Raw genomic sequence first — 16,557 nt, 5'->3', positions numbered from 1 at the left:
AAGAAATTGTAATTATTCGTCTGAGAACGCCAATTCAAAGCGAACGCAGCGACTCCATTTTAACGGTTGTTCGGCAGCTACATCCGGGGGAGCCTCCGGGACGCTAATGGCCTCCAAGCGTTCGGCACCGATGCCGCGACGCTCTAACTCTCGTCGTACCGCGATCGCCCGTTCTGAAGAAAGCACCTGATTATTTTCCGATTGTCCCGTCGGATCCGCATGACCAATAATCTTTAAACGCAGTTCGGGGTATTCGTTGAGAAACCTTTGAATGGGAACAAGTGTACTAGATATTTCCTCGGATGTCAATCGGGAAGAAGCCTCTTCAAAATAAAGGCGCTTTTGCAAGACTTCTGGGAGTAATTGGGAGCGATCTACGGTATCAATACCGGGTAGCTTTTGAAAAGCATTAATAATCGTACTGTAATCTTCCAGTTTGGCGACACCTCCCCGCAAGATTACCTTCCCTGGAGAATATGCGGCAGTAATATCAATATCGCGCTCGCGGTTAAGCAGAGAAGTGACTAACTCAATCGAAGTCGCAACCCAAGCGGGATCTGGAGGAACCTGAACCACTGCAATTTGATTGTCAACTTCCAGTTTGGGATTAATTCCCTGTACCATTGTCATTGCATTATTTTTAATCTCCATCGAAGGAACGCGACCCGTTAGGGTTACTTTTTTACCGCGAACTATAGGTTCTAGTTCGGTATAAGACGACGCTTCTAAATCCACTAAGGCATCTTCAATGCGCGTTTCCATGCGCTGGTTGAGATAACCGCGCACTTGAAAATAGCCCCAAGGTAGAATGACGAGAAGAACAATTGCTCCCAATAAGCTCAGTAATGCAGTGGGAGATGATTTCTTTTCTGATGGGGGAGGGGGAATTATTTTCTCTAATAGCGCGGGAATAGCTGTGGGAACGGTTTCAGAATCTCCTTCAAATTCTTCCATTTCCCGCCCGTGTTTTTGGACGATTTGGCCGAGGGTTCGACGCAGATGCTTGACGAAAGGTTGGGGTGGATCTCCTTTCACGGCGACGGCGAGATAGCAATATCCTGCTACTTCTAAAATAATGCGAGAATCTCCATATTCAATCTCGTTAAGCTCGGCAATTTCCCCAGATTGGGCAATACAGTCATTGACAAAACTACGAATGGCGGTGAGCATTCCTGCTAACATATTCGACTCGAGACGCTGTTCTAAGGCGGGTTGAATTTCTGAGATGACCAGTCCCGAGGCTTTGTGAATCAGGAAAATTGCCTGTACTGTGACGGGCATGGATTCTTGCAGGATTAATTCTGCTTCGGATACTCCTTGCAGTTTGGCGCGAATTTTGCGAATCACGCCTTCGGGACTTAAAGTAGTTTCGACTTTTTCATTGATCGCTGAAACCACCTCCACCATATATTTCGAGACGGTAGAGCCGATGACGGGATAGAGTGCGTCTACCATTGCATCTTTTTCAACTTCGATTTGTTGTTTGATCGCTCGTCCCATTTCCGGTCCGATGGCTGCGGAGATGGCATCTTTATCGACTTTGATTTGTTCGCAAATCGCAGAGGCCATTTCTGGCCCCAAGGCTTTAGCGATTTCTTGAGGAGATTTTTGAATTTCTTTGGCGATCGCCTCGGGAATGAGGTCTGCGATCGCCGCACTCATTGCACCGCGATTTTGTTGAGTGCGCTTCTGAATAACCTCATCAATGATAGGTATCATCACTTCCATGACTGCTTCTTGGGACACTCCCACTTTCATTTTGAGGAGTTGTACCATGAGGGGAACGAGAGGATTAATCACTTCCGTGGGTTCGTCAACCCGATCCTCGAGGGCAGATAATTTGTCTTCTAACTCCTCAATGGTGCCGTGTAGCCGCATCATCTCTTCTTCGCTTAAAGATTTAGCAGCAGTCTCTAACTCTCCTAACATCGGTTTGAGATCGATTTTTGTTTTGGAAAGTTGGGTTTGAGCTTTAGGCTGAGTTTGAGATTTAGGTGGAGTTTGAGCTTTAGGCTGAGTTTGAGCTTTAGGCTGAGTTTGAGCTTTGGGCTGAGTTTGAGCTTTTTGGGGTTTGGCTGTTGTTGGAGCAGACTGTTCGAGTTCGTGCAGTCGTTTGAGAGAATTTTCAAAAGTAATGAGATTGGGAATATCGATTTCTTCTTCTTCGGGTATTTTCGGTGCTTCTAACTTAGGAGATTCCGTCAGGAGAAAATCTCGCAAATCTTTGAGGGGATCGTCGAGTTCTTCACCACGAGGTTTAAAGAGACCAGAACTTGCTGGAGATGAGGTTTTTGGTTTAGTTTTCCTTCCACCTGAACCATTTTGACGTTGGCGATCGCCCTTAGATTGTCGTGAGGGAGGGGGGGGAGGGTTTTTTCGATCGGCTGATTTTTCTGATTTTTCGTTTGTTTGAGGGGTGACTTTCTCAGGAGAAGATGAACTCAGAGCCGACACGGGCATATCCGGGGCGGGATTTGTGTCAGAGGGATTGGTTGTAGAATGCACCATAGGAGGATTATCCAGTTTTACAGGTTCGGTTGCGCTGTTTTGTTTTCCTGGAGGAGTTTTCTGAGGTTCGAGGGAGGAAGAGACTGGCGGTGCTATAGTTTGACTCTCTTCTATTTCCTCTACCAGAGAAGGGGTTTCAATCTGGGGGGTTTGGCTTGGGGATACGGCAGGTTCAATTAAACTCTCGAATAGAGCGGGGAGATTTTCTGTATCCAGTTCTGTATCCAGTTCTGTATCCAGTTTTGTATCCAGTTTTGTATCCAGTTCTGTATCCAGTTCTGTATCCAGTTTTGTATCCAGTTTTGTATCTAGTTTTGTATCTAGTTTTGTATCTAGTTTTGTATCCAGTTTTGTATCCAGTTCTGTATCCAGTTCTGTATCTACTAAAGATGGCCAATCATCATCATAGAAAGAGGGAGTTTCGGTACGATCGGAGGGAGAAGGCTGAAATTTGGTGATTTTCTGCGCCCAGGTTGAAATGGGGGGAGAGATATCTTCTTCAGAGTCTTCGGGGAGGCGATCGCCAGACAAGAGGGAGTCAAATTGAGGCGAATCTTGCGGAGTTTGACCCAATAACTGTTCGAGATCGTCAAATGTTAATCCAAGTGTTAATCCTTCTGGATCTAGTTCTGAATCTAAATTGGGTTGCGCGAGGTCAGAACTCTTACCTTCTGAGGTTTCTAACCGGTCATTTTTTAGGTCATTTCCTCGAGTTTTCTTGGGTTCGAGAGGTTCTTCCGTTGATTTTTCTGTTAATTCTTCACGATCCGGTTCTGCCCAGAAATCCAATAAAGCATCCCATGCCTGAGTGCGTTTTTCTGCATCACCCGAACCCCGAGGCCGATCTGCCCCGTTCCCATTTGAGTTTCCTGAAGTTGAATTTTGTTTAAACATCATAAGCCGCTATCCGCATCCCGAGGATTCAACCCCATAGCACCAATAGTAATTCAATTCTCAATCATCAGTAAAGAATGAATTGGAAATTGACGATCAAAAATCCCCAAGCATTGCCTCTCGTCCCTCCTCATCCCTTACACTCTAAACCCTACAGCCTGCTGTTAAAAAATTGAAGTTGGCAAGAGAGGCAAAACCAGACTGGTAAAATAGTAAACCAAGGGGGCTGTAAAAACATAGCTGTCTGTGCGATCGAGAATGCCTCCATGACCAGGAATGAGTTGTCCGGAATCTTTAACCCCAGCATCTCGTTTCATCATCGATTCGGTTAAATCCCCTAAAAGACTGGTAATCCCAATCGATATTCCGATGAGAACGCCACTCAACTGCCAGCTATGCCAGTGTAAATACCATGCCCCCAAGGTGGCAACGCTGATGCTGCCTAGAATACCAAATACGGCTCCTTCTACGGTTTTTTTGGGACTAATAGCAGACAGTCGCGTGCGCCCGAAATATTTGCCTATCAGATAGGCACCAATATCCGCAGCCCAAATACAGCCAAAGGTTAAAAAGGTAGTGGTTAAAGCGGGGGAGAGATGATTGAGGCTAAAAGGAGCTTGCCAAGAGCGATCGCCGAAAAGATTGAGCAAAAAAGGAACATCCAGAGAGGAATTAGCCATTATCTCTTGTGGGTTCGCGATCGCCAAGTCTACCCGCAAGCGAATCCAATAACTCGGCAAATATCCCCCATAAAATAAGCCTAAAATCGAGGTGGAAATATCGGCGATCGTGGCAATTTTGGGCTGGAAGAGCAAGTAAAAACAGATTAAGGTTCCGCCTATGGGAAAAAGTGCATCGGTAAGATCGGGAAGGATTGTGGCGATAATCAGTAAGAGTTGAGAAATAATAAGAGTTGTTTTGGCGGCGGGTTCAATTCCTTTGGCTCGCACCATTTGAAAATATTCTGATTGTCCCAAAAAAACGATAATCATAAATCCGGCGGTAAAGACCCAGCCACCAGCAATAATCATTAATAGGGCGACGGCGATCGCAATGATTGCACTCAAGATGCGAGACCAAGGCATAAGCAATTTATAATCCAAGATTAGGAGTGAGAAGAGATAAGGCAAGATTAAGGAAATCCTATCAAAAATTTAACCTTAAAACTTCTCCCCGCTTAAAATAAAAATAGGATTAACCGCAGCAAAGGTTTGATGAATACCGCGCTTTTCCAGGCGGTTTGCTGATGATTGTACAACTTCGAGGTTTCTGGCTTGCAGTTGTGCAAACCCTTCGGAAAGGGCGTAAAGATTTTCGAGATTGTTGGCAGTGGCGACTATTCTACCTTTAGGTTGCAGTTCCTCCCAGAGGGCTTTGAGGACGATCTGAATCGGTTTTCCCCCTTCCAAACAAATTCTCTGCGGTTTGGGATGCAGGTCTTGCAAACAGTCCGGTGCATTGCCTTCGATAACGTTAACATTCTTAACTGAGAAGCGATCGCAGTTCCGTCGGATTAAGTTGGCAACTTCTTCATCTCGCTCTACGGCAACAATTGTACCTTTCGGACAAAGTAGCCCCGCTTCTACGGGAATTGTTCCAGTTCCTGCGCCAATATCCCACAAGACGGAGTGAGACTCCAAACGCAGTGCAGATAGCAGCAGGAGACGCACCTCTCGCTTACTTAAAGGAATTCCCGGAAGTTGCTCGAATAAGTCGTCGGGAATACCAGGGGTTTTATAAGGCCAGAGCATAGTTGAGATTAGGATAAAGAGGTGCAGAGAGAAGAGAGGAAGAGAGAAAAAGGGAGCAAGATAAAAGATAATGACTCTAATGCCTTGTTACCTATTGGGGGATAATCAAGGCGATTTTACCTGTAGATGAACCCATTTCGATCGCTTTATGGGCTTTTGAGGCTAGGGCGAGGGGGAAAGTTTGACCCAAGTGAATTTTTAATCGCCCCGAGTCGATCCACTCAGCACATTGGCGCAAAATTTGGCTGTGGTATTTTTGAGCCTCAAGGAGTCCCTCTAACATAGGCGTTAACATCAATTCCATACTAATACGTTGATTGCGCTTGCGGGCGAGTTTTAAGTTACCTTGGCTTGTATCAGGTTCGAGAAGTGTCACTAAATCGCCACAATACTTTACAGCAGGGATGGTATCAAAAAAGGTCTTTCCCCCAACGGTATCGAAGGCCAGATCGACTCCTTTTCCTTGGGTCCAGGCGATCGCCTCTTCCACAAAGTCTTTTTGGTGATATAAAATCGGGCGATCTGCGCCCAATTGTCTCACCAATCTCTCTTTATCGGGGCTGCTAACTGTAGTACAAACTTCTGCCCCTTTAATCTTACTAAGCTGAATGGCGACGTGACCAACTCCACCGGCTCCTGCATGAATTAAGACCTTTTGCCCATTTTCGAGCCTTCCTCGGTCATATAACGCCTCCCAAGCGGTAATTAAAACTAGGGGTGCAGCAGCAGCTTCGGCGAAAGAGAGAGTTTTGGGCTTAAGAGCAAGATAATGTTCCTCGACAAGGGCATATTGAGCATAATTTCCTGTCCCAGTTTGTCCGAGTCCACCAAAGCAATAATAGACCTCATCTCCTGGTTTAAATTGGCTGACTTCCGAGGCAATTTTTTCGACAACTCCCGCCCCATCGCAGCCCAAAATGGCGGGCATTTGGGTTGGATAAAATGTCCCTCGATGGCGGAGTTTTGTATCGATCGGGTTTACTCCTGCGGCATGAAGACGAATTAATAATTGATTGGGTTTTTCTAAAGTCGGTTTGGAAATATCTTGCAGATCAAGAACTTCAGGAGAACCGGTTTCTGTCATTAGGATTGCTTGCATTTTATTATCTATTTTGTTTACTTTGTTCTTCTGCGTTGAAATCCAATAAATATTAAAGTCTTCGCAAGGCTACAATTGGATCGAGTTTGGCCGCACGTCGAGCGGGAAAAACACCAAATCCTAAGCCAACTCCTCCCGATACTCCTACAGCTAGAACAACCGCAAATGGGGAAATAACTGCCGAAAGTGGCGAAATGAGACTAACTAAGATTATGCCACTAATTCCCACGATTGTGCCGACTATACCTCCAGCAACAGAAAGGATGGTTGCTTCGACTAAAAACTGTGCCAAAATATCATTTTCCTTTGCCCCCATTGCCTTTCGCAGTCCAATTTCTTGCGTTCTTTCTGTGACGGAAACTAACATAATATTCATAACGCCAATACCACCGACAAGTAAAGAAATTCCGGCAATTCCCGCCAGCAATGTTGTTAGCCCGCCAGTGACAGTTCCCACAATGTTCAAGATGTCTTTTTGGGTTCGTACTGTAAAATCATCTTCCCCGACAATTTTATGGCGTAAGCGTAATAAATTTTCGAGTTGAAATTTAGCAGCGTTAATACTTTTTTGATCTCGCGCTGAGACAGAAATAAAACTAATTTCAGTTCCATAAATAGATGTTTTTCCGACTAACTGATTTGCCATTGTTGTTAGAGGAAGGAACATGATATCGTCTTGATTTGTTCCCAGAAATGCCCCTTTAGATTTCATTACGCCAATAACTTCAAAACTAATATTCTTAATACGAACTTGTTCCCCAATGGGATCGCGATCGCCAAAATATCTTTCAGCACGTTCCGATCCTAAGACAACAAATCTAGTATTGCGTTGAAGATCAAGTTCAGTAATAAAACGCCCTCGATCAATTTCATAATCTCGCACGGGCATAAATTCTGGTGTTACGCCAGTTATTAAATGTCTGGCATTACGATCTTTATAGGCGGTAATCATTTGTGCGTTGATTTGTGGCGCAACTAAATCCACAGAAGGCACTTGAGAGGCGATCGCCTCAGCATCTTCTAAAACTAATGTTTTGGGCAAATCAAAAGTCGTTTCTCGATCTTGTTGCGATCCTGGTACGATAAAAATTACATTAGGTCCAAGGGATTCAAACTCATCATTAGCAAGTTTTTGCGCCCCTTGTCCAAAACCAATCATGGCAATCACGGAAGCGTTACCAATCACGATTCCCAACATTGTCAAGACACTTCTTAGTTTATTACTCAGCAGTGTATCGACTGCCATTCTAATACTTTCTGTGGTTTCCATCTTTTCAGTTCCCTCCTATCCACTATCCACTATCCACTATCCACTATCCACTATCCACTATCAACTATCCACTATCCACTATCCACTATCCACTATCCACTATCCACTATCCACTATCCACTATCCACTATCCACTATCCACTATCCACTATCCACTGCATATTACTCTTCTTTTTTAGGTTGATATTTCTCAGGCAATTCAATGAAAACTCGCTCCCCTGGTTGTAAGCCAGTAATAACTTGAGTTTTGTCCTCAAGAGTCGCCCCTAAAACCACTTTTTTAAATTCGGGTTTCTCATTGTCATCAGCGACCATAACACCTTTTTCACCATCCTGGGTAACGATCGCCACCGTGGGAATAACCAAAGTCCTCGCGAGTTGCTCCCCCAAAAATGTAACATCGACATTCATTCCCGACAGCAATTCTTTTTGGTTGGGATCAACTGCAATTCTGATTTCAAAAGAAGTTACATTATCTTCTACCACCGCTTCGGGAGCCACCAAGCGCACGACACCGCGAAAAACCTTATTGGGAAAGGCATCGGCAACAATTTCTACGGGTTGTCTCGGTTGTAATTGGCTGACATCAATTTCGGGGATTTTTGCCAAAACTTCCAAACCTCGGGCGATCGCCACAATTGAAGTTGAAGTCGCCGAAGCCGTCGCCGAAGCCGAAGTGGTGGGGGTAATAAAAGCTCCCGGTGTCGCATATCTTTGGGTGACAATGCCCTTAAACGGCGCTCGAATGAGAGAATCTTGGAATCTCACTTGTACTTCCTGGACTTGCGCCCGTGCCGCCGCCGCCGCCGCTTGTAACTGTTCAACTTCAGCCCGAGCGGTTCTTTCCCGCTCCGTCAGGGAAGCCTGAGCTTCCCTCGCGCTCGCCCCTAATTGTTCGATTTCTGGACGCTCCGTTCCTATTTCTCGCTGGCGATCCTGTTGTGCAGCAAATAACTCCGCCTCAGCACTGCGTAACTCAATGGATGCGTCATCAAAGGTATTTTCGGAAACTGCCCCCGCTTGCGTGGGAATTTGATAGCGCTCAAAACGACTTTTTGCCCGCTTGTAGCGTTCTTCGGCGGCAGCAACCCGCGCATTGGCTTGATTGAGTTCCGTAGGAATACGAGCCTGTGCTTCTCGTACTCCCGCACTGGCACCGGCAAAACGAGCGCGAGCTTGGAGGACTTCCTGGGGAATTCTGGTTTGTGCGGCTTGCAAATTGGCGATCGCCTGTTGGAAGTTTGCTTGAGCCTGTAAGCCTTGGGCGCGGATTTCTTCGTTGTCCATCACCGCTAAAGGCTGTCCTTCCTCCACTTGCATCCCTTGTTCGACAAGAAGTTGTCGGAGAATGCCCGCTTGTTTGGGGCTAATATTAACGCTTTGGAAGGGAGTCACGGTTCCGCTTGCTTTGACCTGGACGCGCAGGGATTCTTCTTCGACTAGAACAGTATACTGTTCTAGTTCCGAGGTATCCCCGAAAACCGCGTTATAGGTAATAGCACCAACGCCGACAATACTGGCACCAGCAATGCCGAAAATGAGCCAAGGGAGGAGATTTCGCGATCGCGCAGAAAATATCATAAGGATCGATAAAACAATACGAGGAGCTTTTGAACCATCATTACAGAAAAAAAGCGAGAAAGCCTGCAACCTTATCTGAAATTTTTCCAGATTTGCAAAAAGACGAGTTCGCATTGCTATACTAACAAAATGCCGCAGGTGCAAGCCCCCTAGGATGCGTCGGATCGATATCAGAATCGATATAGTCGCTAAATATAGCTAAAATATGGCAGAATATTGCCCCGCGATCGCCTAGAAACTCTAATGCTGGCAACTGGATAGCGATAACCAGAATAAACACGATCAATATTAAAGGTTTGAAACGATATTGTGCTTAAGAGGAACTGGTTACTTTCAGCTTTAGCAATAGCAGGGTCTTGGCAGTTGGCGGCCCCCGTCTTCGCACAAGCCTTGTTGCCCTATACGTTTAACGTAGATGCCAATGATTTCGAGCAAAATGGTGCTATTCTCGTCCAAGATGTTGTCCAACTCGTGCGTTTCGAGCAATACGGTTTAGCACTTCCCCGAGCCAAATTAGCCACTCAGTTGGCTCCCAATCTTTTTGAGTCTTGGTTTATTTTGGGTAGCCTCTACATTCAGCAGCAAGAACTCGATCGCGGTATTGAGGTGCTGTTAAAGGCGCAAAAACTTGCTCCGGAAGAGTCTGGGATTTTATTTACTTTGGGATCTGCTTATTTCCAAAAAGGCCAGTATGAAGAAGCCTTGGAAGTCTTGGAAACGGGACTGAGCATCAATCCTGAGTCCACTGAAGCATTATTTGACTTGGGCAATACTTATTTGATGTTGCAACGCTATCCCAAGGCGATCGCCTCTTATGAAGTTGCTTTTGCTCAACAAAAGGAATTCTGGCCGGCGGTTAACAATATTGGCTTGGTTAAATACGAACAAGGGGACACTGAGGAGGCGATCGCCAAATGGCGCAGCGCCCTTGCGGTGGCTCCTGAAGCGGTGGAACCCAAACTGGCGATCGCTGTTGCGCTCTACACTAGAGGAGAACAGGAACGCGCCTGGCAACTGGGAGAAGAGGCACTGTCCCTCGATCGCAAATATGCAGAGTTAGACTTTCTCAAGGAAAACCTTTGGGGAGAGAGGCTTTTAGCTGATGCTGCCAGTTTTTTAGCGACTCCTCGCATTCAGGAATTGGTGAGCCGATAAACCTGTGATAAACACGGGAATTGGTTGTCATTTAAAAAGAGGGACTTGACCAGTCCCTCTTTTTGTAGTACAAAAGTATGTATAGAAAAGGAAACTAAACTTGGCTCGATCTACCCAGGAATAACGACTATGGCCTATTTTTCATCTCACGGATTTATTCCTCAACATCGGGTAATAATCGTTTAATCTCAGCCACAAATTCTTTGTGATCCACCACGGGTTTAGAGATATAACCATCGGCACCGCTTTGTTTGAGGAAGTTTTCGCGATCGCCTTCCATTGCGTGAGCCGTGACTAAAATAATCGGCAGATCGGCAGTTTGGGGATCGGCTTTTAGCATCTGTGTAATTTTAATACCATCAATGGGTTGCCCTTGATAGACGCTATGAGCCAGGGAAACATCCATTAAAATAATATCAACCTCCCGAGATTGGGCGTATTGGATCACTTCTTCAACATTTTCCGTCCCTTTAACCTTTAAACCGCCCCGTTTTGTGAGAATCTTGGTAAAAACGCGGAGATTAATGGCATCGTCTTCTACAATCAGAACGGTCAGAACGGTTTTCATAAATGTCAATCGCCAACAATGCGAATAAGAATGGGCAATAGGGAGTAAAGAGGGAGGCTTCATCTTTTGCAAGATTCCCATAACTTAGGATAATCCACTATCCCCTCTAAGCTGTAAGAAAAATCATTAAGAAGGACACAGACACTCATGGCGAAACAATTAAATCTACTAGAGACCGGACAAATCATTCCCACAGCACTCCATACAGAAATGGAACGGTCTTATCTAGAATATGCCATGAGTGTCATCGTCGGTCGAGCGCTGCCCGATGTGCGGGATGGCTTGAAACCGGTTCATCGCCGGATTTTGTATGCCATGCACGAGTTGGGTTTAACCCCCGATCGCCCCTATCGCAAATGCGCTCGGGTGGTGGGAGATGTTTTGGGCAAATATCACCCCCACGGGGATCAGTCGGTCTACGATGCCCTGGTGCGGATGGTACAGGAATTTTCTTCTCGTTACCCCCTTTTGGCGGGTCACGGTAATTTTGGCTCGGTGGATAATGATCCCCCGGCTGCGATGCGTTACACGGAAACAAGATTAGCGGCGATCGCCCATGAAGCCATGTTGGGCAATATTGGCGAAGCGACGGTAGATTATGGCAATAATTTTGACAATTCTCAACAGGAACCGGTGGTTTTACCGGCTCAGTTGCCTTTGTTGCTCCTTAATGGCTGCACGGGGATCGCGGTGGGGATGGCGACTAATGTACCTCCTCACAATCTCAGAGAATTGGTGGATGGTTTAATTGCTTTGATCGATAAGCCAGATTTGCCCGATGAAAAACTCTGGAAGTTAATCCCCGGTCCTGATTTTCCCACGGGAGGGGAAATTGTCGGGACAAAAGGGGTGCGGGAGGCTTATGAAACGGGACGAGGTATTATGACCATGCGGGGAGTCGCCCGCATTGAGAAGGTGCAGGGGGGGACAAAGAGACGCAGGGAAAAAGCGGCGATCGTGGTGACGGAATTACCCTATCAGGTGAATAAGGCGGCGTGGATCGAAAAGGTTGCTGATTTGGTCAATCAAGGGCGTATGGAAGGCATTTCTGATATTCGCGATGAAAGCGATCGCGATGGGATGCGGGTGGTGATTGAAACCAAGCGGGATGCTAACCCGAGGGAGGTTTTGCGCCAACTTTACAAACAAAGCGCCCTCCAAAGCAATTTTGGGGCGATTTTATTGACCTTGGTGGATAATAAGCCCTGTCAGTTGAGTTTGCGGGAAGTTTTAGAGGAGTTTTTGAAGTTTCGCGAGGAAACGCTAACTCGTCTCTATACCTACGATCTTGAGGAATCCCAACGACGACAGCATTTGATTGAAGGGTTATTAGCAGCGTTAAATAATCTCGATCTAACTATTGACATTCTCCGTCATGCCCCAGATGGAACAACGGCCAAAGTGAGTTTAAAAGAGCGTTTGGACATTAGCGAATCTCAGGCTGATTCGATTTTAGCCATGCCCATGCGCCGTTTAACGGGGTTAGAGAGGCAGAAATTGGAGACGGAGGCTCAAGAGTTACAAGAAAAGATTGCGGGGTTAGAGTTATTGTTGCGCGATCGCACGGAATTTCTCAAATCTCTCAAGAAAGACCTCCGCACTCTCAAGCGCAAGTTTGGGGACGATCGCCGCACTCGCATCGTCACGGAAGAATCCCTTAAGGGAGGAGAGAAAAAGAAGGAAAAAGGGAAAAAGAAGGAGGAGAAAACCCTAACCCCAACCCTCAGCACTGAAAATTTATTCACTATTCCCGATGATGCGGTGTTGGAGGTGACGCGCAAAGGGGGAATTTGTTGGCAGTCCCCCCCTTCCAAGCCCAAAGCGGCGAAGAATCCGGAAGATTTGCTGCTTTGTCGGGAGGCGATCGCCGGGCGAAAGGAATTGGTGGTGGTGACGGATAGCGGTAAGGCTTATCCTTTACTCCTGGGGGATATTCCCGCATCGGGAGGGAAGGCTGTACCGTTGGTTAAATTCCTGCCCAGTAGCGTCAAAAATAAGCGAGAAGCTATCTTTTCTTGCTTTTTTGTTCCCCAAGACCTGAAGCAGAACTTTCTCGTTCTAATGACCCAAAACGGACGGATTAAGCGTTTGGCGGGGGCTGAGGTGGCAGAATTGACAAATCGCGGCTCCTTGCTGATTAAATTTAAAGAGGACGATTGTTTAAATTATTTGGGTTGGGCGCAAGAAGGGGATGAAATGGCGATCGCGACTTCTGCGGGACGAGTTTTACGATTGAATGTTGATGATGAACAACTGCCGGTAATGGGACGCAATACCCTCGGAAATCAAGCGACGCGGGTGCGAGTCAAGGAGGAAATTATTGGGGGGATAACGCTTCCACCAGAGCAAGATTTGTTGATTGTCACCCAACAAGGTTACGCCAAACGCATTCCTTTAAATCTCATTCGTAAGGTGAATCGCGGCGATATTGGTACGCAAGTGATGCAGTTTGTCGATAAAAGCGATCGCTTGATCGGAATTATGGTAGCACCGCCGGAAAATCAACGCTTTGTGGCAATTTCTCAGACTCAGCGCTTGCTTTACATCCCAGTGAAGTCGGTGAAAGTATGGGGAAAAGATGGGGTTGGCGATCGTATTTTTCAATTGAAAGATAATGAAACAATTGTGGAAATTGCTCGCGGGTAATTATATTCAGTTTCGCGATCGCGATAAAACTTCAGCCCAATATTTAGATAGGATGTAGGGAAGAATCGATCGTTGTTTATTGATCAGAGGCTGATGGCATATACGACCCAACAACTCATTTCTATTCTCGATCGCGAAATGCAAGCAGGTTGGCAAGGCAAGCGGATTTTACTGTCTGCGAAAGAACGCTTTAACGATCCCGTTCTTTCCTTAGTATTAGGTCATGATAAAATCAGTAAAGTCTATGCCTATCGAGAATTTCGCGAACAAATCCATCATTACCAACACCAATACAAAGTTTCTGGTTTAATTTGGCGAACCTGTAAGTTTAAGGAAGAAAGTCTCTTTTATCCCGAACTCCATAATCAACTCGCTGCTATTCCCGAAGACAAGGAAATTTTGCAAGGGTCGAAAGAATCAGTATTGCGATTTTGGCGGCAACACAGTCAGGATTTAAAGTTGTGGTTGCTGGGTAAAGAACAACAGCGAATGACTGTAGAAATGGTGGAAGAATTGGCAAAAGAAGCAGAATGGGCGGAAATGGATACAACTTTAAATGAACTCTATCTGGGGCTATGCTGGGGAAATCCTCAAGAATGTCGCTATCAATGGGCTATGCCTGAGTCGGGATGCCGTCGTATTGCGGCGGCTCCCAATGAACCTAGTACAATTAAAATTTAGACGTGGATTTTGGGAGGGGCGATCGCCAAAAAAACAAAAAATAGGGCAGGAAAAACCTACCCTATTCGATCGCGCAAACTTAAAACTTAGCCCATCAAAGACTTAGCTTTACTGACAACATTCTCAACGGTGAAGCCAAACTTTTCGAGTGCTACATCACCAGGACAAGAAGCACCATAACGATTAATACCAATGGTATTCTCTTCGCTGCCTGCATAGCGACCCCAACCGAAAGTAACTCCGGCTTCTACGGCTAAACGAGTTGTAACGGCTTTCGGTAAAACAGACTCTTGATAAGCCGCATCTTGTGCTTCAAACATCTCCCAACTGGGCATGGAAACAACGCGGACTTTCTTACCTTCAGCCCGTAATTTATCTGCTGCATTCACACAAAGCTCAACCTCGCTACCGGTACCGATGAGGATAATATCCGGTGTTCCTTCCCCCCCAGATAGGACGTAAGCACCCTTCTCCGCCTTAGCAATGGAACTGCCTTCCAAATTGGGTAAACTTTGGCGAGAGAGGGCTAAGAGAGTGGGTTGTTTCTTCCCTTCAGCTTTGGCTTTTTCCACGGCAACTTTATAAGCCGCAGAGGTTTCATTCCCATCCGCAGGACGGTAAACGATTAAATCGGGGATCATTCGCAGAGATGCGATATGTTCGACGGGTTGGTGGGTGGGTCCATCTTCCCCGAGGGCGATGGAGTCATGGGTCATGACCCAAATAACTCCCGCTTGGGACAAGGCAGACAAGCGAATAGCATTCCGCATATAGTCAGTGAAGACCAAGAAGGTCGCACCGTAGGGAATTAAGCCGGAACCATGCAGGGCGATACCATTACAAATTGCCCCCATACCGTGTTCCCGGACTCCGAAACGGAGGTTTTTGTTAGCGTACTGTCCTTTCTGGAAATCCCCTGTACCCTTGATCAGGGTCTTATTTGAGGGAGCCAAATCAGCAGAACCGCCAAAAAGCTCGGGTAGCATTCCCGCGATCGCATTTAAGGTCGCCCCAGATTGATTCCGAGTTGCATCTTTCTTGGTTTCTGGGGTATAAACGGGCAGGCATTTGTCCCAATCTGCGGGCAGTTTACCGCTAATCATGCGCTCGAAGAGGGCAGCATCTGCGGCATACTTGGTTTTATAGGTGGCAAAGGTTTGATTCCACTCTGCTTCTGCACTGGCACCGCGATCGATCGCCTTGCGGAAGTGTGCTAAGGCATCCTCGGGAACTTCAAAAAAGCCGTATTCCCAACCCAATTCTTTGCGGGTTGCAGCCACTTCATCATCCCCTAATGCTGCACCGTGGGAGTCGTGGGAGTTGGCTTTATTGGGGGAACCGAAACCGATAGTAGTGGTGACTTTGATTAAAGAGGGCTTGTCGGTGACTTTCTTGGCTGCTTCAATGGCCGCCGCGATCGCATCAACATTGGTATTACCATCGGGAACGTGCTGGACGTGCCAACCATAAGCCTCAAACCGCTTGCTAACATCTTCCGTGAAGGATAGATCCGTGAACCCATCAATGGAGATGTGGTTGTCATCGTAGAGGGCGATTAATTTCCCTAAACCGAGGTGTCCGGCTAAAGAACAGGCTTCTCCGGAAATTCCTTCCATATTGCAACCATCACCAACGATCGTGTAGGTATAGTGGTCTACAATGGTCGCGTCTGGCTTGTTGAACATGGCGGCTAAATGAGCCTCAGCCATGGCCAAACCGACACCATTGGCGATGCCTTGTCCGAGGGGACCTGTGGTAACTTCTACCCCTTCCGTTTCAAAGTTCTCGGGGTGTCCTGGGGTTTTCGATCCCCACTGACGGAATTGCTTAATATCTTCAATACTGACGCTATCATAGCCCGTTAAGTGGAGCAGGGCGTATTGCAACATACAGCCGTGACCGGCAGAGAGGACAAAGCGATCGCGGTTAAACCACTTGGGGTTTTTGGGATTGAAACGCAAAAAACGATCCCAGAGGGCAAAGGCCATGGGTGCGGCTCCCATCGGTAGCCCAGGATGACCGGAATTCGCTTTCTGTACGGCATCAATGGCTAAAAAGCGGATGGAATTGATGCAAAGTTCTTCTAGGGATTGGCTGGCAACGACCATATTTTCTTAAGTTTATTATTAACTACGGTGGCATGGGAAATGAGTGCTGGTCAAGGCTGGCTGACCGCGATCGCCCAAAACTGTTCTTATATCATCCCATTGTTGGGGATCGACGGGCAAGAAGATTAGTGAATTACTGAAGATTAACTGCAAATCAGCATCATAGCGGCTTCGAGATTCACGGGGATGCGATCGCGGCAGAGAAAACCTAAAGCTAGAGAGTGAGGGTTAGCCATTGATTTTAATCAATGGACATCGAACGCAACGGGTTTTAACCCGTCTTGTGTTACAATAAT

Annotated in this window: 13 protein-coding genes; 4 read left to right on the top strand and 9 right to left on the bottom strand. The window is 46.5% G+C overall.

The window, feature by feature from the left end:
* Positions 1–12: 12 nt before the first annotated feature.
* The 7 genes from JUI58_RS11500 to JUI58_RS11470 all read right to left on the bottom strand — a co-directional run bounded on the left by JUI58_RS11500 (position 13) and on the right by JUI58_RS11470 (position 9,383).
* Positions 13–3,405: an OmpA family protein gene (locus tag JUI58_RS11500; RefSeq protein ID WP_204103928.1), complete on the bottom strand. Its 3,393-nt coding sequence runs from the start codon at positions 3,403–3,405 to the stop codon at positions 13–15.
* Positions 3,406–3,566: 161 nt separating this feature from the next.
* Positions 3,567–4,487: a phosphatidate cytidylyltransferase gene (locus JUI58_RS11495; protein WP_204103927.1), complete on the bottom strand. Its 921-nt coding sequence runs from the start codon at positions 4,485–4,487 to the stop codon at positions 3,567–3,569.
* 75 nt (positions 4,488–4,562) lie between these two features.
* The gene (gene cbiT, locus JUI58_RS11490) at positions 4,563–5,153 is read right to left on the bottom strand and encodes a precorrin-6Y C5,15-methyltransferase subunit CbiT (protein WP_204103926.1); all 591 of its coding nucleotides are present in this window, start codon (positions 5,151–5,153) and stop codon (positions 4,563–4,565) included.
* Between the two features lie 91 nt (positions 5,154–5,244).
* Positions 5,245–6,252, bottom strand: coding sequence for a zinc-dependent alcohol dehydrogenase family protein (locus JUI58_RS11485; protein ID WP_204103925.1), 1,008 nt, complete (start codon positions 6,250–6,252; stop codon positions 5,245–5,247).
* A gap of 52 nt (positions 6,253–6,304) precedes the next feature.
* The gene (locus tag JUI58_RS11480) at positions 6,305–7,522 is read right to left on the bottom strand and encodes an ABC transporter permease (protein WP_204103924.1); all 1,218 of its coding nucleotides are present in this window, start codon (positions 7,520–7,522) and stop codon (positions 6,305–6,307) included.
* 162 nt (positions 7,523–7,684) lie between these two features.
* Positions 7,685–9,103 carry an efflux RND transporter periplasmic adaptor subunit gene (locus tag JUI58_RS11475; RefSeq protein ID WP_204103923.1) on the bottom strand — a complete coding sequence of 473 codons (1,419 nt, stop codon included), beginning with the start codon at positions 9,101–9,103 and terminating at the stop codon, positions 7,685–7,687.
* Between the two features lie 121 nt (positions 9,104–9,224).
* Complete coding sequence (locus JUI58_RS11470) at positions 9,225–9,383, bottom strand: hypothetical protein (protein ID WP_204103922.1); 159 nt, start codon at positions 9,381–9,383, stop codon at positions 9,225–9,227.
* Positions 9,384–9,412: 29 nt separating this feature from the next.
* Between JUI58_RS11470 and JUI58_RS11465 the strand changes: the two genes are divergently transcribed.
* Entirely contained in the window at positions 9,413–10,258 is an 846-nt protein-coding gene (locus JUI58_RS11465; RefSeq protein WP_204103921.1) for a tetratricopeptide repeat protein, read from the top strand.
* A gap of 154 nt (positions 10,259–10,412) precedes the next feature.
* Here JUI58_RS11465 and JUI58_RS11460 read toward each other — a convergent pair whose 3' ends face one another.
* The gene (locus JUI58_RS11460; protein WP_204103920.1) at positions 10,413–10,826 is read right to left on the bottom strand and encodes a response regulator; all 414 of its coding nucleotides are present in this window, start codon (positions 10,824–10,826) and stop codon (positions 10,413–10,415) included.
* Positions 10,827–10,973: 147 nt separating this feature from the next.
* Here JUI58_RS11460 and JUI58_RS11455 point away from each other — a divergent pair, with 147 nt between their 5' ends.
* Both JUI58_RS11455 and JUI58_RS11450 read left to right on the top strand, forming a co-directional pair.
* The gene (locus JUI58_RS11455) at positions 10,974–13,472 is read left to right on the top strand and encodes a DNA topoisomerase (ATP-hydrolyzing) (RefSeq protein ID WP_204103919.1); all 2,499 of its coding nucleotides are present in this window, start codon (positions 10,974–10,976) and stop codon (positions 13,470–13,472) included.
* Between the two features lie 93 nt (positions 13,473–13,565).
* Positions 13,566–14,153, top strand: a complete 588-nt coding sequence (locus JUI58_RS11450; RefSeq protein ID WP_204103918.1) for a hypothetical protein — start codon at positions 13,566–13,568, stop codon at positions 14,151–14,153.
* An 86-nt stretch (positions 14,154–14,239) separates the two neighbouring features.
* Here JUI58_RS11450 and tkt read toward each other — a convergent pair whose 3' ends face one another.
* Positions 14,240–16,261, bottom strand: coding sequence for a transketolase (gene tkt / locus JUI58_RS11445; RefSeq protein WP_204103917.1), 2,022 nt, complete (start codon positions 16,259–16,261; stop codon positions 14,240–14,242).
* Here tkt and JUI58_RS11440 point away from each other — a divergent pair.
* The gene (locus tag JUI58_RS11440) at positions 16,244–16,390 is read left to right on the top strand and encodes a hypothetical protein (protein WP_204103916.1); all 147 of its coding nucleotides are present in this window, start codon (positions 16,244–16,246) and stop codon (positions 16,388–16,390) included. The two genes, tkt and JUI58_RS11440, sit on opposite strands and share 18 nt — an antisense overlap.
* Positions 16,391–16,557: the final 167 nt, after the last annotated feature.

The sequence above is a fragment of the Spirulina sp. CCY15215 genome, from assembly GCF_016888125.1.
Lineage (GTDB): Bacteria > Cyanobacteriota > Cyanobacteriia > Cyanobacteriales > Spirulinaceae > CCY15215.
Note: the sequence above shows the minus strand (reverse complement) of the source record. Positions and strands in the feature narration are given on the sequence as shown.